General features: G+C 69.4%; 10 protein-coding genes, 1 tRNA gene and 2 rRNA genes (1 of these 13 running past the window's edge). 1 reads left to right on the top strand and 12 read right to left on the bottom strand.

Annotation, left to right across the window (positions count from 1 at the left end):
- Window positions 1-165: 165 nt before the first annotated feature.
- The 8 genes from AB8735_RS27495 to AB8735_RS27460 all read right to left on the bottom strand — a co-directional run bounded on the left by AB8735_RS27495 (window position 166) and on the right by AB8735_RS27460 (window position 13,648).
- On the bottom strand, window positions 166-549 hold the full coding sequence (locus tag AB8735_RS27495) for a helix-turn-helix domain-containing protein (RefSeq protein ID WP_004955592.1): 384 nt from the start codon (window positions 547-549) through the stop codon (window positions 166-168).
- Between the two features lie 94 nt (window positions 550-643).
- Complete coding sequence (locus tag AB8735_RS27490) at window positions 644-1,171, bottom strand: CinA family protein (protein ID WP_372410034.1); 528 nt, start codon at window positions 1,169-1,171, stop codon at window positions 644-646.
- Window positions 1,168-1,794 carry a CDP-diacylglycerol--glycerol-3-phosphate 3-phosphatidyltransferase gene (gene pgsA / locus AB8735_RS27485; protein ID WP_372410032.1) on the bottom strand — a complete coding sequence of 209 codons (627 nt, stop codon included), beginning with the start codon at window positions 1,792-1,794 and terminating at the stop codon, window positions 1,168-1,170. Before pgsA ends, AB8735_RS27490 begins: the two co-directional genes overlap by 4 nt.
- Window positions 1,791-3,290 carry a 30S ribosomal protein S12 methylthiotransferase RimO gene (gene rimO, locus AB8735_RS27480; RefSeq protein ID WP_372410031.1) on the bottom strand — a complete coding sequence of 500 codons (1,500 nt, stop codon included), beginning with the start codon at window positions 3,288-3,290 and terminating at the stop codon, window positions 1,791-1,793. The genes pgsA and rimO overlap by 4 nt, the downstream gene beginning before the upstream one ends.
- Window positions 3,291-3,405: 115 nt before the next feature.
- Entirely contained in the window at window positions 3,406-4,215 is an 810-nt protein-coding gene (locus AB8735_RS27475; protein WP_344020033.1) for a RodZ domain-containing protein, read from the bottom strand.
- A gap of 218 nt (window positions 4,216-4,433) precedes the next feature.
- Entirely contained in the window at window positions 4,434-7,124 is a 2,691-nt protein-coding gene (locus tag AB8735_RS27470; RefSeq protein WP_372410028.1) for a DNA translocase FtsK, read from the bottom strand.
- A gap of 115 nt (window positions 7,125-7,239) precedes the next feature.
- Complete coding sequence (locus tag AB8735_RS27465; protein WP_344020037.1) at window positions 7,240-7,926, bottom strand: response regulator; 687 nt, start codon at window positions 7,924-7,926, stop codon at window positions 7,240-7,242.
- Window positions 7,927-8,170: 244 nt separating this feature from the next.
- The gene (locus AB8735_RS27460) at window positions 8,171-13,648 is read right to left on the bottom strand and encodes a HAMP domain-containing protein (RefSeq protein ID WP_344020039.1); all 5,478 of its coding nucleotides are present in this window, start codon (window positions 13,646-13,648) and stop codon (window positions 8,171-8,173) included.
- A 418-nt stretch (window positions 13,649-14,066) separates the two neighbouring features.
- On the opposite strand from AB8735_RS27460, the gene AB8735_RS27455 reads away from it, so the two are divergent.
- Window positions 14,067-16,694, top strand: a complete 2,628-nt coding sequence (locus AB8735_RS27455) for a SpoIIE family protein phosphatase (protein WP_372410026.1) — start codon at window positions 14,067-14,069, stop codon at window positions 16,692-16,694.
- A 72-nt stretch (window positions 16,695-16,766) separates the two neighbouring features.
- Here the strand turns inward: AB8735_RS27455 and AB8735_RS27450 are convergent.
- The 4 genes from AB8735_RS27450 to AB8735_RS27435 form a co-directional block, all read right to left on the bottom strand.
- Window positions 16,767-16,842, bottom strand: a tRNA-Thr gene (locus AB8735_RS27450).
- Between the two features lie 58 nt (window positions 16,843-16,900).
- Window positions 16,901-17,605: a DegT/DnrJ/EryC1/StrS family aminotransferase gene (locus tag AB8735_RS27445; RefSeq protein ID WP_372410024.1), complete on the bottom strand. Its 705-nt coding sequence runs from the start codon at window positions 17,603-17,605 to the stop codon at window positions 16,901-16,903.
- Window positions 17,606-17,724: 119 nt separating this feature from the next.
- Window positions 17,725-17,841: ribosomal RNA gene (gene rrf / locus AB8735_RS27440) — 5S ribosomal RNA — on the bottom strand.
- Between the two features lie 74 nt (window positions 17,842-17,915).
- Window positions 17,916-19,565, bottom strand: a 23S ribosomal RNA gene (locus AB8735_RS27435) (it continues 1,473 nt past the right edge of the window).

Below are 19,565 nucleotides of genomic sequence, written 5' to 3'. Positions count from 1 at the left end.
GCCGAGGGGGCATGGATATGTCCGGAAAGCGGAGACGCTCGGGAGACCGAGACATGCGGAGACGGAGACATGCGGAAACATCCGGAGACATCCGGGAAAACACCGGTCCCCGCGGATCCTCAACGGACCGGCGGGGACCGGGAACAGCAATGGAACGGCCGGGCTTCAGGCGGCGACCACGTCGACGGCCTCCGCGGGCGCCTTGATGGTCACGCGCTCGCCCGGGACTCCGGTCACGGACGTCACCGACACCGGGTTGAACATCGGCCGCATCGGCGCGGGTACCGGCTCGCTCGCCGCCGCCGACTGCGCCAGCTCGGCCAGCGACAGCTCGTCGCTCACCTCGCGCATGACCTCGGACATCCGTACGTCCAGAGCGTCGCAGATTGCGGAGAGAAGCTCGGAGGACGCCTCTTTCTGCCCCCGCTCGACCTCGGAGAGGTAACCGAGCGAGACCCGGGCCGATGAGGAGACCTCGCGCAGAGTGCGGCCCTGGCGCTGGCGCTGCCGACGCAGCACGTCACCGAGCAGGCGACGGAGCAGAATCATCGGTGGCTCCCTCCTTGGACCGCGTATCCGGATCCTTCACGCCCCACCGTACCGCCTCGGGGTGCGGCCGTGCGGGGAGCTATGTCGTGTTCACTCAGGGCTGCAAACATCCATTCCCCCCCTTGTGTTCCGTATCCTTTGCCCCCGCGTTCGCCGTCAATTCGTCGTGCAGGAGCGCGAGGACCGCCCGGACGCTTTCCGTCCGAATCGATTCCCTGTCGCCGTCCAACGACAGCCGTCGCACGACGCAGCCGCCGTGCGGACCGGCCGCGGCGACGAAGACCGTGCCGACCGGCTGCCCGTCCTGGTCCGTGGGCCCGGCGACACCGGTCGTGGCCAGGCCCCAGTCGGCGCCCAGCACGGAGCGCACGCCCCGGGCCATCTGTCGCGCGACCTCGGGGTCCACCGCTCCTCGGTCGGCCAGCAGGGATCCGGCCACACCCAGGACGTCGCGCTTGACCTCGCTCGCGTACGCGGTCACCGAGCCGCGCACCGCCCGGGAGGCCCCCGGAACGGCGGTCAGGGCCGCCGCGACCAGACCGCCGGTCAGCGACTCGGCGACGGCCACCGTCCGGCCCCGCTCCACCAGCGCCGCCAGGACGGCGGCCGCGTCCCCGCTCACCGCCCCGGCTCCGGGGCCAGGGCCTTCCTCCGCAGGACGACGGCCTGCCGCACGTAGTCCAGACCGGTCAGCACCGTCAAGGCCACGGCCACCGCCATCACCCAGAAGCGCACCGTGGCCAGCGGTCCCTCCAGGGCGAGGATGTACATCCCCGTGGCCACCCCCTGGAAGAGCGTCTTCAGCTTGCCGCCCCGGCTGGCCGGGATGACACCGTGCTTGATCACCCAGAACCGCATCAGCGTGATGCCCACCTCGCGGGCGAGGATCACGCCGGTGACCCACCAGGACAGGAAGCCCAGGCCGGAGAGGCAGATCAGCGCGGCGCCCATGATCGCCTTGTCGGCGATGGGGTCGGCGATCTTCCCGAAGTCGGTGACCAGGTTGTACGTCCGCGCCAGATGCCCGTCGAAGAGATCGGTGATCATGGCGATGGCGAAGGCGGCCCAGGCGAACGAGCGCCAGACCGGATCATGTCCGCCGTTGTGAAGCATCAGCAGGACGAATCCGGGCACCAGGCACAGCCGGACCATGGTGAGGATGTTGGCGATGTTCCACAGCCGGACCGGCCGTACGCCCGGCGCCGGGGCGGGACGGCCCGCGGCCGATGCCGGGATTCCGCTCATCTGCCCGCCTCCTCGGTACACCCGCCGTCCCCGACGGGCTCGGCGACGAGGTCGACCCCCTCGCTCGCGACCACCTTGGCGACGACCATGCGACCGGGCGCCGGCTCGGCCGCGAGGCCGTCGGTGACCAGCCGGACCTGGCCGTCGGTCTCGGGCGCCTGGTGGGCCGCCCGGCCGATGACCCCGTCCTCGTCGTCCACGCGATCGACCAGTACCTCGATTGTCTCTCCGATCCGGTCCTCGGCGCGCTGTGCGGTCAGCTCCTCGGCCAGCCGGGAGACGCGCGCCAGCCGCTCGGCGACGACGTCGGGGTCCAGCTTGTTCTCATAGGTCGCGGCCTCGGTGCCGTCCTCGTCGGAGTAGCCGAAGACACCGATGGCGTCCAGCCGGGCGCCCGTGAGGAAGCGCTCCAGCTCGGCGACGTCCTCCTCGGTCTCCCCGGGGAAGCCGACGATGAAGTTGGAACGGGCGCCCGCCTGGGGGGCCTTGGAGCGGATCGTGTCCAGCAGCTCCAGGAAGCGGTCGGTGTCGCCGAAGCGGCGCATCGCGCGCAGCACGGCGGGCGCCGAGTGCTGGAAGGAGAGGTCGAAGTACGGGACGACCTTCTCGGTCGAGGTCAGCACGTCGATCAGGCCGGGCCGCAGCTCGGCCGGCTGGAGGTAGCTGACCCGGATCCGCTCCAGGCCGTCCACCTCCGCGAGCGTGGGCAGGAGGGTCTCCAGCAGCCGGATGTCGCCGAGGTCCTTGCCGTAGGAGGTGTTGTTCTCGGAGACCAGCATGATCTCCTTCACGCCCTGCTCCGCCAGCCAGCGGGCCTCGCCGAGCACGTCGGAGGGGCGGCGGGAGATGAACGAGCCGCGGAAGGAGGGGATCGCGCAGAACGAGCACCGCCGGTCGCAGCCGGAGGCCAGCTTGACGGAGGCCACCGGGCTGGAGCCGAGCCGGCGGCGCAGCGGGGCCCGGGGCCCGGAGGCGGGGGCGACGCCCTCCGGAAGGTCCTCGGGCGCGGTGTCCTGGGGGGCGGGGTCCTGGGCGTGGCCGGGCAGGGCCACGGCGGCGGCCTGGCGCTCGGCGGGGCTGATCGGCAGCAGCTTGCGCCGGTCGCGCGGGGTGTGGGAGGCGTGGATGCCGCCCGAGAGGATCGTCTGCAGGCGGTCGGAGATGTCGGTGTAGTCGTCGAAGCCCAGGACGCCGTCCGCCTCGGGCAGCGCGTCCGCCAGCTCCTTGCCGTACCGCTCGGCCATGCAGCCGACGGCCACCACGGCCTGGGTGCGGCCGTGCTCCTTCAGATCGTTGGCCTCCAGGAGGGCGTCCACGGAGTCCTTCTTGGCGGCTTCGACGAAGCCGCAGGTGTTGACCACGGCGACATCGGCGTCGGCGGCGTCCTCGACGAGGTCCCAGCCATCCGCCGCCAAGCGGCCTGCCAGCTCCTCCGAGTCCACCTCGTTACGGGCGCAGCCAAGTGTGACAAGAGCGACGGTACGGCGTTCGGGCATAGGGCTCAGCCTACTTTGTCCGGACGCCGCATCCGCTGCCGAGTGGCCGCCGGGTGCGGAGAGCCTGGTCACCCGGAGGCCCTCCGCCCGCCGGAAGGTCCCCTTCCGCCGCCGGTCAGCCGGCCGCGGGGTCGCCCCGGGTGTAACTGAGCCGCTGGACCTGGCCGTCGTCACCGACGTTCTTGATCTCCTTGCCGTTCACGAACAGCTGGACGGCCCCGGCGTTGCCGAGCACCAGATCGATCCGGTTGCTGTCGGTGAAGGTCTTGGAGGCCCCGCGCTTGAGCACGCCCTCGTCGAGCAGCTTGCCGTTGTGATCCTTGGCCGACATCCAGGTCTGGTCCCGCTCGGCGGTGAGCTTGACCGTGACCTTGTTGGCCGGGGCAGCGGCGACCGCGCTGTCGGACGGCTCGGGCTTGGCGTCGACCGCCTTGCCCGGAGGCGCCTTGGCGGGGGACTTCGACGGCTTGGCCGACGCCTGGCCGGCCTCGGCCGCGCTGTCCTGGCTCTTGGCCCCGCCGTTGAAGAGCGTGAACCCGACGAAGCCGACGACCGCGACGATCGCCGCGACCATCGCGGCGGTCCAGTTGGGCCGCCGGGGCTCGGGCCGGATGCGCTCGGCGTCGAAGACCGGCGCGGCCCGGCTCGGCCGGGGGCGCCCGCCGTGCTCGGCGTCGTACTGCTCGATGAGCTGCGTGGGATCGAGGCCGGCGGCGCGCGCCAGCGTGCGGATATGGCCACGGGCGTAGACGTCCCCGCCGCAGCGGGAGAAATCGTCCTGTTCGATCGCATGCACGATCGGAATGCGTACGCGCGTGGTCGAACTGATCTCGTCGACGGTCAGTCCGGCATTGATGCGGGCCTGTTGGAGAGCGCGGCCGATGGACGGCCGTTCGTCCTCCGGAGGTGAGTTGCCGATGGACACGTGGGCGCCTTTCGAGCGTGCAGCCACCTGCTGGAAGTTCAGTCTAGGGGGGACGCAAAAGCGTCCGGCAAGCGGGAAGGCCGACTTTGTAGGCCATCAGAAGGCAGGCCATCAGACGGGTCTGCGGTACCGGCTGCGGCACATCGCTGCTCCCCTCCCTCCTCACCCCTGCGCGCCCGCCCCGGGAGAAAAACGGTGACCGGGGCGTCCGCCCGCCGTCAGGCCCCGGTGTCCCCGCGGATGAGCGCGAGCACCCCGTCCAGTTCGTCGGGCTTGACGAGCACGTCGCGGGCCTTGGAGCCCTCGCTCGGGCCCACGATGCCGCGCGACTCCATCAGGTCCATGAGCCTGCCCGCCTTGGCGAATCCCACACGCAGTTTGCGCTGGAGCATCGACGTCGAGCCGAACTGGGTGGAGACGACCAGCTCGGCCGCCTGGCACAACAGATCGAGGTCGTCACCGATGTCCTCGTCGATCTCCTTCTTCTGTGCCGTACCGACGGTGACGTCGTCCCGGAAGACCGGCGCCATCTGGTCCTTGCAGTGCTGGACGACGGTGGCGACCTCGGCCTCCGTCACGAAGGCGCCCTGCATACGGACCGGCTTGTTCGCCCCCATCGGCAGGAACAGGCCGTCGCCCTTGCCGATCAGCTTCTCGGCGCCGGGCTGGTCGAGGATGACGCGGCTGTCGGCGAGCGAGGACGTGGCGAAGGCCAGCCGGGAGGGCACGTTGGCCTTGATGAGGCCGGTGACGACGTCCACCGAGGGCCGCTGGGTGGCCAGCACCAGGTGGATGCCGGCGGCCCGGGCGAGCTGGGTGATGCGCACGATCGAGTCCTCGACGTCGCGCGGGGCGACCATCATCAGATCGGCCAGCTCGTCCACGATGACCAGCAGGTACGGATAGGGCGCCAGTTCGCGTCCGCTGCCCTCGGGGGGCTTGACCTTGCCCTCGCGCACCGCCGCGTTGAAGTCGTCGATGTGCCGGAAGCCGTAGGCCGCCAGGTCGTCGTAGCGCAGGTCCATCTCGCGCACCACCCACTGGAGGGCCTCGGCCGCCCGCTTGGGGTTGGTGATGATCGGCGTGATCAGGTGCGGGATGCCCTCGTACGCGGTCAGCTCGACGCGCTTGGGGTCGACCAGCACCATCCGCACGTCCTCGGGGGTGGCACGCACCATCAGCGAGGTGATAAGGCAGTTGATGCACGAGGACTTGCCGGAGCCGGTGGCGCCCGCGACGAGGATGTGCGGCATCTTCGTCAGATTGGCCATGACGTAGCCGCCCTCGACGTCCTTGCCCAGCGCCACGAGCATCGGGTGGTCGTCGCCGGCGGCATCCGCGAGCCGCAGCACGTCGCCCAGGTTGACCATTTCCCGGTCGGTGTTGGGGATCTCGATGCCGACGGCGGACTTGCCGGGGATGGGGCTGATGATGCGGACGTCGGGACTGGCGACGGCGTAGGCGATGTTCTTGGTGAGCGCGGTGATGCGCTCGACCTTGACCGCGGGGCCCAGCTCGACCTCGTAGCGGGTGACCGTCGGGCCACGGGTGAAGCCGGTGACAGCCGCGTCCACCTTGAACTCCGCGAACACCGTGGTCAGCGAGGCCACTATGGCGTCGTTGGCGGCGCTGCGGGCCTTGCCGGGGCCACCGCGCTCCAGCAGGTCGAGCGAGGGCAGGGAGTAGGTGATGTCGCCCGCCAGCTGGAGCTGCTCGGCCCGCGGCGGCAGCCCGGAGGGGGGCTCGGGGGCGGGCTTGGTGAGGTCGGGGACGGCGCCGTCCGGCCGGGCGCCGCGCGACGGCGGCGCGGGCGTCGGCACCGGGACGGTGATCTCGTCCTCCTGGGTGATGCCGCTGCTGAGCCCGGCGAGGAGCGGCGAGGGCTGCACCCCGTGCAGCACGGCCCCGTCCAGCGAGGCCGCTGCGGCGGCCGCGATGTCCACGGCGTCCGAGGACGGCCGCTTGGACCGGCGCCGCTTGGCGAGCGCCGCTTCCTCGGCGCTCTCGGCATCGCCCTGCGCCTCCGGCGTGCGCCGGGGGCGCTTGGGCCTGGCCGGGGTCTCGCGCCAGTCGGCGTCATACTCCCCCGCGTACCGGTGCGCGTCCTCGGGCTCGTATTCGCCGGGCAGCGGCTCGATCACCCCGAGCCGGATCCCCAACTGCCGCAGCCGCCGCGGGATCGCGTTGACCGGCGTGGCCGTGACGACCAGCAGCCCGAAGACCGTGAGCAGCACCAGCAGCGGTACGGCCAGGACCTGACCGACCGTGAAGAGCAGCGGCTTCGAGGCGGCCCAGCCGATCAGGCCGCCGGCGTCCTGGAGCGCCTGCGTCCCCTCGCCGCGGCCGGGTGCGCCGCAGGCGATGTGCACCTGGCCGAGGACGCCGAGGACCAGCGCCGAGAGGCCGATGACGATGCGTCCGTTGGCCTCGGGGCGCTCGGGGTGGCGGAAGAGCCGCATCGCGATGATGCCGAGGAGTATCGGCACGACCAGGTCGAGGCGGCCGAAGGCGCCGGTGACGAGCAGCTTGACCAGGTCGCCCACCGGGCCTTCGAGGCTGGACCAGGTGCCGGCCGCGACGACGAGGGCGAGGGCGAGCAGCAGCAGCGCCAGCCCGTCCTTGCGGTGGGCCGGGTCCAGGTTGCGGGCACCGCGTCCCACGCCCCGGAACAGCGCGCCGACGCCGTGTGCCACCCCGCGTCCGGCGCGGCCCGCGGCGGACGGCCTGGGCGCCGCCTTGGCGGCGGCCTTCCGGGCCGGCGCCTTCCTGGCGGGCGGCCGGGCGGCGGTCTTCTTCGCGGGCGCCTTCTTGGCAGGCGCCTTCTTGGCGGGGCTCCCGGCGCGTCCGGCGCGCTGCTTGGAGGTGCCCGCCGTGCTCTGGGAACCCTTGCCGGACGTACGTGAGGCCATGGTGCCGAGATTACCGTCGTCCGCCGGAGGGGACACGTGGGCCCGGGCGTTCACCCATGTGTGTGATGCCGTTTCAGCGCGTGGACTGACGCCGCATCACTCATGGGGTGGTTCGTCAGGTCTGTGACGCCACCGGGGGAACGCTGCTGCCCGCGCCCGGCTCCAGGGCGTCCAGCGCGCGCCGCAGCCCGTTGAGCTTGCGCTCCAGGTGGGCGGCGGTGGCGACGGCCGCGGCGTCGGCGGACTCGTCCAGCTGTTTGGACAGCGCCTCGGCCTGCTCCTCGACCGCGGCCAGCCGGGCCGACAGCTCGGCGAGCAGCCCCGCGGTCTCCGGCGGCTCACCGGCCGCGGTACGGCCCGCCTGGCCGTTCTCCATCTGCAGCCGCAGCAGCGAGGCCTGCTCGCGCAGCTGGCAGTTCTTCATGTAGAGCTCGACGAACACCGAGACCTTGGCGCGCAGCACCCAGGGGTCGAAAGGCTTGGAGATGTAGTCCACCGCACCGGCCGCGTAGCCGCGGAAGGTGTGGTGCGGACCGTGGTTGATGGCGGTGAGGAAGATGATCGGGATGTCCCGGGTCCTCTCCCGCCGCTTGATGTGCGCCGCGGTCTCGAAGCCGTCCATGCCAGGCATCTGGACGTCCAGCAGGATCACCGCGAAGTCGTCCGTCAGCAGCGCCTTGAGCGCCTCCTCCCCTGACGATGCCCGCACCAGTGTCTGATCGAGCGCCGAGAGGATGGCCTCCAGCGCGAGCAGATTTTCCGGCCGGTCATCGACCAGGAGGATCTTGGCCTTCTGCACCATGGCCCGTCCTCCTCGCCCCGGAAGTGCACCGGGCGCCGCCCCAGGGGACGACTCCCTTGCGCCGCCCGTCCTTGTGCCGGTCATGGTAGCCGCACCCCGCCCGTCACCACACCCTGTCACCACGATGTCACTGCGCACGGAGAGGAAACGCGGCGGGGTACGTGAAAGTTCCCGGAATGCCGCGGTCCCACACGTCACCGGCCACAGTCGATCAGCAAACAGTCGGTGATCGGTCGGGCAGTTGTCACTCTGCGCGCATCCACTGCTTCATCACCGCCAGGAGTTGATCAGTGTCAACGGGCTTGGTGACATAGTCGGAAGCCCCGGCGTCGATGCTCTTCTCCCGGTCGCCCTTCATCGCCTTCGCGGTGAGCGCGATGATCGGCAGCTCGGCGAACTGCGGCATCTTGCGGATCGCGGCCGTCGTGGCGTAGCCGTCCATCTCCGGCATCATGATGTCCATCAGGACCACCACCACGTCGTCGTGCTGCTCCAGCACCTCGATCCCCTCGCGCCCGTTCTCCGCGTAGAGCACCGTCAGCCCGTGCTGCTCCAGCACGCTGGTGAGCGCGAACACATTGCGGATGTCGTCGTCGACGATCAGGACCTTCTCGCCGTGGAAGCCGCCGGCCCCCGCACCGCCGCCCGCGCCGACCTCCACCCAGGACTCCTGCGACACGGCCGGCGCCTGTGCCGCGGCCGCGCCCCGGCCGGCAGCACCGGCCGTGCCCTGCGCCGGTGCGACGGCCTGCTGCTGCGCGGCCCTCCGGCGGCGCAGGAACAGCCCGGCCGCACCGCGCGCCGGCACCTCCGGCAGCTGCTCCTCGCCCTCCAGGGGCGCGCCCGCCGCCGGAAGCGCCCGCCGGCCGCCCGCGTCGCCCTCGGCCGGCTGCTGCGGGTAGCCCTCCAACGGCAGTTCGGCCACGTTGAGCGGCAGGTAGAGGGTGAAGGTCGAGCCCCGGCCCGGCTCGCTCGCCGCGTGGATCTCACCGCCCAGCAGCCGGGCGATCTCCCGGCTGATCGACAGCCCGAGCCCCGTCCCGCCGTACTTGCGGCTCGTCGTCCCGTCCGCCTGCTTGAACGCCTCGAAGATGACCCGCATCTTGCTGGCCGCGATGCCGATGCCGGTGTCCGTGACCGAAAAGGCGATCAGCTCGCCGTCGGCGTCGCGCAGCACGCCCGCCTCCAGCAGCTGCTCGCGGATGGAGTCCGGGACGTCCGCGCCCGCCGGCCTGATGACCAGCTCGACGGCGCCGGAGTCGGTGAACTTCACCGCGTTCGACAGCAGGTTGCGCAGCACCTGGAGCAGCCGCTGCTCGTCGGTATGCAGGGTGGCGGGCAGCTCCGGCGAGACCCGGACGGAGAAGTCCAGCCCCTTCTCCGCGGTCAACGGCCGGAAGGTGGCCTCCACATAGTCGACCAGCTGCACCAGGGCGATGCGGGTCGGACTGACGTCCATCTTGCCCGCCTCGACCTTCGACAGGTCCAGAATGTCGTTGATCAGCTGGAGCAGGTCGGACCCGGCGCCGTGGATCGTCTCGGCGAACTCGACCTGCTTCGGCGAGAGGTTGCCGTCCGCGTTGTCCGCGAGCAACTTCGCCAGGATCAGCAGCGAGTTGAGCGGCGTGCGCAGCTCGTGCGACATGTTGGCAAGGAACTCGGACTTGTAGCGCATCGAGACCGCCAGCTGCTCGGCGCGCTCCTCCAGCACCTGCCGGGCCTCTTCGATCTCGGTGTTCTTGACCTCGATGTCCCGGTTCTGCCGGGCCAGCCGCTCGGACTTCTCCTCCAGCTCGGTATTGGAGATCTCCAGCGCCTTCTGCCGGTTCTCCAGCTCGGCCGACCGCTCGCGCAACTGCTCGGTCAGCTCCTGGGACTGCTTGAGCAGCATCTCCGTCTTGGTATTGACGCTGATGGTGTTGACGCTGGTGCCGATCATCTCGGCGATCTGGCTGAGGAAGTCCTTCTGGATCTGCGCGAACTGCTGGAAGGACGCCAGCTCGATGACGCCGAGCACCTGCCCCTCGAACAGCACCGGCAGCACGATGACATGCGCCGGCGACGCCTCCCCCAGCCCGGAGGCGATCTTCAGATAGCCGGTGGGCACGTTCTCCACGAGGATCGTGCGCTTCTCCTTGGCCGACGTCCCGATCAGCGACTCACCGGGCCGGAAGGACGTGGGCATCGAGCCCATGGAGTAGCCGTACGAACCGAGCATCCGCAGCTCGTACGCGTCCTCCCCGCTGCCGCCGTCCTGCCCCGCGGTCGGCATGGCCAGGAAGAACGCCCCGTGCTGCGCCGAGACGACGGGGGTCAGCTCGCTCATGATGAGCTGGGCGACGTCCTCCAGGTCGCGGCGGCCCTGCATCAGCCCGGAGATGCGGGCCAGATTGCCCTTGAGCCAGTCCTGCTCCTTGTTGGCGAGCGTGGTCTCGCGGAGGTTGGCGATCATCGTGTTGATGTTGTCCTGGAGTTCCAGGATCTCGCCGGCCGCGGCGACGTCGATCCGCAGATTGAGGTCGCCGCGGGTCACGGCCGTGGCGACCTCGGCGATGGCCCGTACCTGACGGGTGAGGTTGCCGGCCATCTCGTTGACGGACTCGGTCAGATCGCGCCAGACGCCGTCCACGTCGCGCACCCGCGCCTGGCCGCCCAGCTGCCCCTCCGTCCCCACTTCGCGGGCCACCCGCGTCACTTGGTCGGCGAAGGACGACAGCTGGTCCACCATCGTGTTGATGGTCGTCTTGAGCTGGAGGATCTCACCGCGGGCATCGATGTCGATCTTCTTGGTGAGATCGCCCTGCGCGATGGCGGTGGTGACCATCGCGATGTTGCGGACCTGGCCTGTCAGGTTGGAGGCCATCGAGTTCACCGACTCGGTGAGGTCCTTCCAGGTGCCGCTGGCCCCGGGCACCCGGGCCTGACCGCCCAGGATGCCGTCGGTGCCGACCTCCCGGGCCACCCGGGTGACCTCGTCGGCGAACGACGACAGCGTGGTCACCATGCTGTTGACGGTGTCGGCGAGCTGCGCGACCTCTCCCCTGGCCTCGACGGTGACCTTCTTGGTCAGGTCGCCGTTGGCGACCGCGGCGGCCACCTGGGAGATGCTCCGCACCTGGCTGGTCAGATTGGTGGCCATCAGGTTGACGTTGTTGCTGAGGTCCTTCCAGATGCCCGTGGCGTCGCGCACCCGGGCCTGGCCGCCCAACTGCCCCTCGGTGCCCACCTCGCGGGCCACCCGCGTCACCTGCTCCGCGAAGTCCGAGAGCTGGTCGACCATCGTGTTCACGGTGGTGACCAGTTCGAGGATCTCGCCCTTCGCGTCCACCGTGATCTTCTTCGACAGGTCGCCCATGGCGACCGCGGTGGTCACCTCGGCGATGTTGCGGACCTGCGACGTCAGGTTGTTCGCCATGAAGTTGACGGACTGGGTGAGGTCCTTCCAGGTGCCCGAGACGCCCTGCACCTCCGCCTGACCCCCCAGGATGCCCTCGGTGCCCACCTCGCGGGCCACCCGCGTGACCTGCTCGGCGAACGAGGACAGCTGGTCGACCATGGTGTTGAGGGTGTTCTTCAGCTCCAGGATCTCGCCCCGGGCATCCACATCGATCTTCTGCGACAGATCACCCCGCGCCACCGCCGTGGCGACCTGGGCGATGTTGCGGACCTGCGCCGTCAGATTGCCGGCCATGCCGTTGACTGAGTCGGTCAGGTCGCGCCAGACGCCGGCGACGCCGGGCACCTGCGCCTGACCGCCCAGCCGGCCGTCGGTGCCGACCTCCCGGGCAACCCGGGTGACCTGCTCGGCGAAGGCGGAGAGCTGGTCGACCATGGTGTTGATGGTGTTCTTCAGCTCCAGGATCTCGCCCCGGGCATCCACATCGATCTTCTGTGACAGGTCACCGCGCGCCACCGCCGTGGTCACCTGGGCGATCTGCCGCACCTGCGAGGTGAGGTTGCCCGCCATGAAGTTGACCGAGTCGGTCAGCTCCTTCCAGGTGCCGCTGACGCCGGGCACCCGCGCCTGACCGCCCAGCCGGCCCTCCGTACCGACGTCCCGCGCCATGCGCGTGACCTGGTCGGCGAAGGCCGACAGCTGATCGACCATGGTGTTGACGGTGTTCTTCAACTGGAGCATCTCGCCGGACACTTCGACGGTGACCTTCTGCCCCAGGTCGCCGTTGGCCACCGCCGTCGTCACCTGCGCGATGTTGCGCACCTGTCCGGTGAGGTTGCGGAAGGCCGTGTTGACGGAGTCGGTGAGGTCCTTCCACGTACCCGCCGCACCCGGCACCGCCGCCTGACCGCCGAGCTCGCCCTCGACACCGATCTCCTGTGCCACGCGCGTCACTTCGGCACTGAAGGACTGGAGCTGGTCCACCATCGAGTTGACGGTGTTCTTCAACTCCAGCATCTCGCCGGAGACATCGACGGTGACCTTCTGTCCCAGGTCGCCGTTGGCCACCGCCGTCGTCACCTGCGCGATGTCCCGCACCTGCGCGGTGAGATTCCGGAACGCGTTGTTGACGGAGTCGGTGAGGTCCTTCCACGTACCCGCCGCACCCGGCACCTGCGCCTGCTCGCCCAGCCGCCCCTCGGCGCCGATCTCGCTGGCCACCCGCGTCACCTCGTCGGCGAAGGTGCGCAGCGTCTCGGTCATCTGGTTGATCGTCTCGGCGAGCTGGGCGATCTCGCCCCGGGCGCTCACCGTGACCTTCCGCGACAGATCACCGTTGGCGACCGCCGTCGTCACCTCCGCGATCCCGCGCACCTGGGCGGTGAGGTTGCCCGCCATGAGGTTGACGGAGTCGGTGAGGTCCTTCCAGACGCCGGCCACCCCCGGCACCCGGGCCTGCCCGCCGAGCTCGCCCTCGGTGCCGACCTCCCGGGCCACCCGCGTCACTTCCGAGGCGAAGGAGGAGAGCTGGTCGACCATCGTGTTGACGGTGTTCTTCAGCTCCAGCATCTCCCCGGCCACATGAACCGTGACCTTCCGGGATAGATCGCCCTTCGCCACCGCCGTCGTCACCAAAGCGATATCACGCACCTGAGCGGTGAGCCGCGAGGCCATCGTGTTGACGGAGTCCGTGAGGTCCTTCCACGAACCCGACATTCCACGCACCCGCGCCTGCCCGCCGAGCTTCCCCTCGGTGCCGACCTCGCTGGCCACCCGCGTCACCTCGTCGGTGAACGCCGAGAGCTGGTCCACCAGCCCGTTGACCGTCCGCCCCACCTTGAGGAACTCACCGCGCAACGGGTGCGCCGTCCCGTCCGCCGCCTGGGAGCGCAGGTCCATCCGCTGCTCCAGGTCGCCCTCGGCCACCGCCGACAGCACCCGGCCCACCTCGGACACCGGCCGCACCAGGTCGTCGACCAGGGCGTTCGACGCGTCGATCGCCGCCGCCCAGGCCCCCTCGCAGCCGCCGACCTCCAGCCGCTCGGTCAGCTTGCCCTCCCGCCCGACGACCCGGCGCACCCGCGCCAGCTCCCCGGTGAGCTGGAGGTTGCGGTCGGCGACCTCGTTGAAGACCGCCGCGACCTCCGACATCACACCGTCGCCCGAGACCGTCAGCCGCTTGCGGAAGTTCCCGTCCCGCATCGCCTCCAGCGCCGACAGCAGCCGGTGCAGGGCCGCCGTGTCCACCTCCGTCGTCCCTTGGGGCCGGGACCGTCCGCCCTTCGCGCGCGTGCTCGTGCCCCGCGTCGCTCCGCCAGACTCCACCGTGTCCCTCCCGCAGGGTCGCTGATCCTCGTCGGGTTTTCGCTTCCAGCTTTCCCAGTGTTTCACCCGAGCGCACCGGAGCGGCTGCCCGTCAGAGCGTAACCAGCTGGCAGGCCACTCGTTAAAGCCGAACAGAAAACCTGCCCGGTGCCCCACCATGAGCCGCACATCCCGGCGGCACTCCCCGGACCTCGGGACACATCACCGCGGACCACCCCACATCCGTCGGCTTCCCGGGCCCCGCCGACCCCCTTCTCCCCCGGCATTCCGGGCGGGAAAGCCCGTACGGTCCCGCCCCCGCATTCACTCCTGAATTGCCCGGCTCCGTTCCCCATCGCCGGTGCCGACGGTTTAGCCTGGCGGACGAATCGCCGTCATGAGAATCGGGCACAGGACTCGGGGGAGCGATGAGAGGCCAATGGGGAGTGCTGTGATCACCGCGCGGGCAACCGCCACTTTCGAGCCGGTCGGGCGTTCCGTCGCCGCGGCCCGTGCCTTCGTCCGCGACACACTGCAGGGGTGGGGGTTCCCCGACATCATCGACGACGCCGTCGTCCTGACCAGTGAACTGGTCACCAACGCCGTCGTGCACGCCGGCACCTCCGCCGAGGTGCTGTGCGTCCGCACCGACGCCGGGGTCCGCATCGAGGTCAGCGACCGCTATCCCGAGCGCGAGCTGCCGCTCCAGTCCCCGGCCCGCCAGTTCGGCGGCATCGACCGCGAGGGCGGCCGCGGACTGATGCTGTGCACGGCCCTGGCCGCCCGCTGGGGCGTCGAGTACGGCTCCACCCATAAAAAGGTGTGGTTCCGGCTCGACCTCGACGACCGCCCCGCCGGCACCCGCTCGGCCGGCCCGGCCCTCCCCGCGGCCGCCCTGCCGCTCGCCGACGCCCGGGTGCGCGTCGCCGTCATCCAGATCGACGGCACCGGCCACATCAACGCCTGGAACGACGACGCGGAGCACCTCTTCGGCTACACCGCGGAGCAGGTCACCGGCAAACCCCTCGCCGACCTCGCCGCCTGGCCGCACACCCCCGGCACCTCCACCGGCATCGCGGAGGCCCTGCGGCTCTCCCGCTGGGAGGGCTCGTACGGCATAAGGGGCGCCGACGGCCGCGTCATCCCCGTCTACGCCTCCCACCTGCGCGTCCGCGACACCGTCGGCGCCCCCTCGACCGTCTGCCTCCTGGTGCGCGACGCCGAGCGCGCCGTGCTCCAGAGCCCGCCGCGCGCCGGCGGCGAATCCGGCACCGACCGCTCCGGCTCCGCCGACCCCTTCGAGGTCTTCATCGGCTCCCCCGCCCCCGACGACCTCGACGGCCTGCTCCAGCGCACCGTCGAACGCGCCCGCGACATGCTCGACGGCGACTCCGCCTACCTCCTCCTCGCCACCGACGACGAGACCGAGCTGGAGGTCCGCGCCTCCACCGGCCTGCCCTCCGCCCGCCAGCGCTTCGCCCGCGTCCCCGTCGAGGCCGGCACCGGCCGCTACGGCTCCGCCCGTATGCCCTCGGTCCACGACGACCTCAACGCCGTCCCCGGCGCCGTCCCCCTGCTCACCGACACCGGGATGCGCTCCGTCGTCACCGTCCCCCTCAAGGTCGAGGGCCGCCTCACCGGCTCGCTCGGCGTCGCCGCCGAGGCACCCCACCGGTACGGCAACGAGGAGGCCCTGCGGCTCCAGTTCGCCGCCGACCGCATCGCCCTCGCCGTCGAGTCCGCCCGCCTCGGCGAGCTGGAACGGCTGCGCCGCGGCTCCCTCTCCTTCCTCGTCGAGGCCTCCGACCTGCTGGCCGGCACCCTCGACCGGGACCAGACACTGGCCCTCATGGCCCAGATGACCGTCCCCACCCTCGCCACCTGGTGCGCCGTCTACACCATCGCCGACCAGTCCTCCGAGCCCGAACTCTCCTACGTCCTGCACGAGGACGAGGACCTGATCGACGGTCTCAAGGCGCTCCTGGTCAAGGTCGCCCCGCCGGACCCCGTCCCCACCCCCGGCGCACGCCCCTGGCCCGCCCCCTCCGAGGCCGCCCACAAGGGCGCGCTGCGCACCTCCCTGCGCACCGTCGGCCTGGCCGGCGACATCGAGCACTCCCCCGGCCCCGGCATCTCGCTGTCCACGGCGGCCGCGGTGGGCGGCGAGACGGTCGTCCTGCCCCTCGTCGCCCGCAACCGCGTCATCGGAATGCTGACCCTCGGCAAGCCCACCGACGACCACTTCCGCCAGGAGATCCTCGAACTCGCCGAGGACCTCTCCCGCCGCGCCGCCCTCGCGCTCGACAACGCCCGCCTCTACAGCGAGCGCACGGCCATCAGCCAGAGCCTCCAGCGCAGCCTGCTCCCGCCCGGCCTCCCGGACGTGCCCGGCGTGGAGGTCGACGTCATCTACCGCGCGGCAGGCGAGGGCAACGAGGTCGGCGGCGACTTCTACGACCTGTTCCCCATTCGCGACGGCGCCTACGGCTTCGCCATCGGCGACGTCTGCGGCACGGGCCCGGAGGCCGCCGCCGTCACCGGCCTCGCCCGACACGCCCTGCGCCTGCTCGCCCGCGAGGGCTTCGGCGGCCCGGCGGTCCTGGAGCGGCTCAACGCGGCGATCCTCGACGAGGGCGCCCGCAGCCGCTTCCTCACCCTTCTCTACGGAGAGCTCTGGCCCCAGGAGGACGGCAGCGCCCTGCTGAAGGTCGTCTGTGCCGGCCACCCGCTGCCGCTGCGCCTGCGTCAGGACGGCACGGTGTCGACCGCCGCCGACCCCCAGCCGCTGCTGGGCGTCATGGAGGACCTCGAGCTGTACGAGCAGACGGTCACCCTGAACCCGGGCGACGTCCTGCTGTGCGTGACGGACGGCGTCACCGAGCGCCGCGAGGGCACCCGCATGCTGGGGGACGACGGCCTGGCCGACGTTCTCACCACCTGCACGGGCCTGACCGCCGGCGCCGTCTCCGCCCGCATCCTCCGCGCCGTCGAACGCTTCGCGGCGGAACCGGCCTCCGACGACATGGCGATCCTCGCCATGCGGGTGCCGGAAGCGCTGGACCACTGAAATACGACCGGCCCGGGATGCTGCCCCGGGATACAGGAAAGGCCCCCGCCGAGTGGCGGGGGCCTTTCCTTATGGAGCCCCAAAACGGAATCGAACCGTTGACCTTCTCCTTACCATGGAGACGCTCTGCCGACTGAGCTATTGGGGCCGGCAACGAGATAAAGCATACCTGATGTTCGGACGTACTTTTGACCAGTAGCCCGGGGCTAAGCGGCGGCACCGTACGGCAGAAGCCCGCCCAAGGCGTTGCACGCCGACACGACCCGATGCAGCTCACGCCGCGTCATACCGGCTCCGACCGGCAGGGCGAGACATTCGTCGACCGCCCGTTCGGTCTGCGGCAGCCTCAACTCCCGCCGGAACGGGGGCATTCGGTGCACCGGCGTCTTCACGGGTACCCGGCAGTCCACTCCACGGGACCGCAACGCCCGCGCGAAGGCGTCCCGGTCGGGCCTTCCATTGCCGGGTACGCGCACGACATAGGAGTGAAAGCGGTGCTCAATCCCCGGCGGGACGACGGGAGTCAGGACACCCGTCAGCCGGGCGTCGAGACAGGCGGCGTTCATCCGCCGCCGACGGGCGGCATCACGGTCCGCTGCCCGGCCGATGCCGGACGGCTCGATGTGGTTGATGACGGGCAAGGGGCAGGCGGCGGTGACCAGCCGGAGGGAGGCCAGATCGGCCGGGTGCCCGAAGAGCTCGGCGACGACGATGGCCGCGGTCCGGGCGGTGACCGCGGCGGCGACGGAGGCGGGGGCAAGGCAGTAGCTCGCGGCATCGATGTCCGCGAACACCGGTGTCGCACCCACCGAACGGACGGCCTCCGCGGCGGCCGTCGTGGCATACGACGGCACCACGACCTCGTCACCGGAGCCCACGCCGGCCGCCAACAGCAGTTCCTGTGTCCCCATACCTGCGGATGGTGGAGGCGCCAGGTTAACCGGACGTGACGCTCCGTACCGCATCACGAAAACAAAAAAGCTCCGGCGTCTGAACCGTAGTTCAAACACCAGAGCTTTTTTGAATAATAGTTCGGCGGCGTCCTACTCTCCCACACGGTCCCCCATGCAGTACCATCGGCGCTGAAAGGCTTAGCTTCCGGGTTCGGAATGTAACCGGGCGTTTCCCTAACGCTATGACCACCGAAACACTACGAAACATATCAACAACCGGCAATGGTTGTTCGTGGTTTCAGAACCAACACAGTGGACGCGAGCAACTGAGGACAAGCCCTCGGCCTATTAGTACCAGTCAACTCCACCGGTTACCCGGCTTCCATATCTGGCCTATCAACCCAGTCGTCTACTGGGAGCCTTACCCCATCAAGTGGGTGGGAGTCCTCATCTCGAAGCAGGCTTCCCGCTTAGATGCTTTCAGCGGTTATCCCTCCCGAACGTAGCCAACCAGCCATGCCCTTGGCAGAACAACTGGCACACCAGAGGTTCGTCCGTCCCGGTCCTCTCGTACTAGGGACAGCCCTTCTCAAGACTCCTACGCGCACAGCGGATAGGGACCGAACTGTCTCACGACGTTCTAAACCCAGCTCGCGTACCGCTTTAATGGGCGAACAGCCCAACCCTTGGGACCGACTCCAGCCCCAGGATGCGACGAGCCGACATCGAGGTGCCAAACCATCCCGTCGATATGGACTCTTGGGGAAGATCAGCCTGTTATCCCCGGGGTACCTTTTATCCGTTGAGCGACGGCGCTTCCACAAGCCACCGCCGGATCACTAGTCCCGACTTTCGTCCCTGCTCGACCCGTCGGTCTCACAGTCAAGCTCCCTTGTGCACTTACACTCAACACCTGATTGCCAACCAGGCTGAGGGAACCTTTGGGCGCCTCCGTTACCCTTTAGGAGGCAACCGCCCCAGTTAAACTACCCACCAGACACTGTCCCTGATCCGGATCACGGACCCAGGTTAGACATCCAGCACGACCAGAGTGGTATTTCAACGACGACTCCACACACACTGGCGTGCATGCTTCACAGTCTCCCACCTATCCTACACAAGCCGAACCGAACACCAATATCAAGCTATAGTAAAGGTCCCGGGGTCTTTCCGTCCTGCTGCGCGAAACGAGCATCTTTACTCGTAGTGCAATTTCACCGGGCCTATGGTTGAGACAGTCGAGAAGTCGTTACGCCATTCGTGCAGGTCGGAACTTACCCGACAAGGAATTTCGCTACCTTAGGATGGTTATAGTTACCACCGCCGTTTACTGGCGCTTAAGTTCTCAGCTTCGCCCCACCGAAATGGAGCTAACCGGTCCCCTTAACGTTCCAGCACCGGGCAGGCGTCAGTCCGTATACATCGCCTTACGGCTTCGCACGGACCTGTGTTTTTAGTAAACAGTCGCTTCTCGCTGGTCTCTGCGGCCACACCCAGCTCAGAGTGCAAGACTCATCACCGGACATGGCCCCCCTTCTCCCGAAGTTACGGGGGCATTTTGCCGAGTTCCTTAACCATAGTTCACCCGAACGCCTCGGTATTCTCTACCTGACCACCTGAGTCGGTTTAGGGTACGGGCCGCCATGAAACTCGCTAGAGGCTTTTCTCGACAGCATAGGATCATCCACTTCACCACAATCGGCTCGGCATCAGGTCTCAGCCTTAACGTGTGACGGATTTGCCTACCACACGGCCTACACCCTTACCCCGGGACAACCACCGCCCGGGCTGGACTACCTTCCTGCGTCACCCCATCGCTTACCTACTACAAGTCTGGTCCGTCGGCTCCACCACTTCCCTTCACCCGAAGGATCCAGGACGGCTTCACGGACTTAGCATCGCCTGATTCGATATTGGGCGTTTCAAAGCGGGTACCGGAATATCAACCGGTTGTCCATCGACTACGCCTGTCGGCCTC

This window comes from Streptomyces luteireticuli, assembly GCF_041519305.1.
In the GTDB taxonomy this organism is placed as follows: Bacteria; Actinomycetota; Actinomycetes; order Streptomycetales; family Streptomycetaceae; genus Streptomyces; species Streptomyces luteireticuli.
The sequence above is the reverse complement of the archived record's forward strand: the minus strand, read 5'-3'. Positions and strand labels throughout refer to the sequence as shown.

Excerpts from the sequence above, each read along its gene's own strand:
- AB8735_RS27495 (WP_004955592.1), bottom strand. The coding sequence starts at position 549 with ATGATTCTGCTCCGTCGCCTGCTCGGTGACGTGCTGCGTCGGCAGCGC.
- pgsA (WP_372410032.1), bottom strand. The coding sequence starts at position 1,794 with ATGAGCGGAATCCCGGCATCGGCCGCGGGCCGTCCCGCCCCGGCGCCG.
- rimO (WP_372410031.1), bottom strand. The coding sequence starts at position 3,290 with ATGCCCGAACGCCGTACCGTCGCTCTTGTCACACTTGGCTGCGCCCGT.
- AB8735_RS27470 (WP_372410028.1), bottom strand. The coding sequence starts at position 7,124 with ATGGCCTCACGTACGTCCGGCAAGGGTTCCCAGAGCACGGCGGGCACC.
- AB8735_RS27465 (WP_344020037.1), bottom strand. The coding sequence starts at position 7,926 with ATGGTGCAGAAGGCCAAGATCCTCCTGGTCGATGACCGGCCGGAAAAT.
- AB8735_RS27455 (WP_372410026.1), top strand. The coding sequence starts at position 14,067 with ATGGGGAGTGCTGTGATCACCGCGCGGGCAACCGCCACTTTCGAGCCG.
- AB8735_RS27445 (WP_372410024.1), bottom strand. The coding sequence starts at position 17,605 with ATGGGGACACAGGAACTGCTGTTGGCGGCCGGCGTGGGCTCCGGTGAC.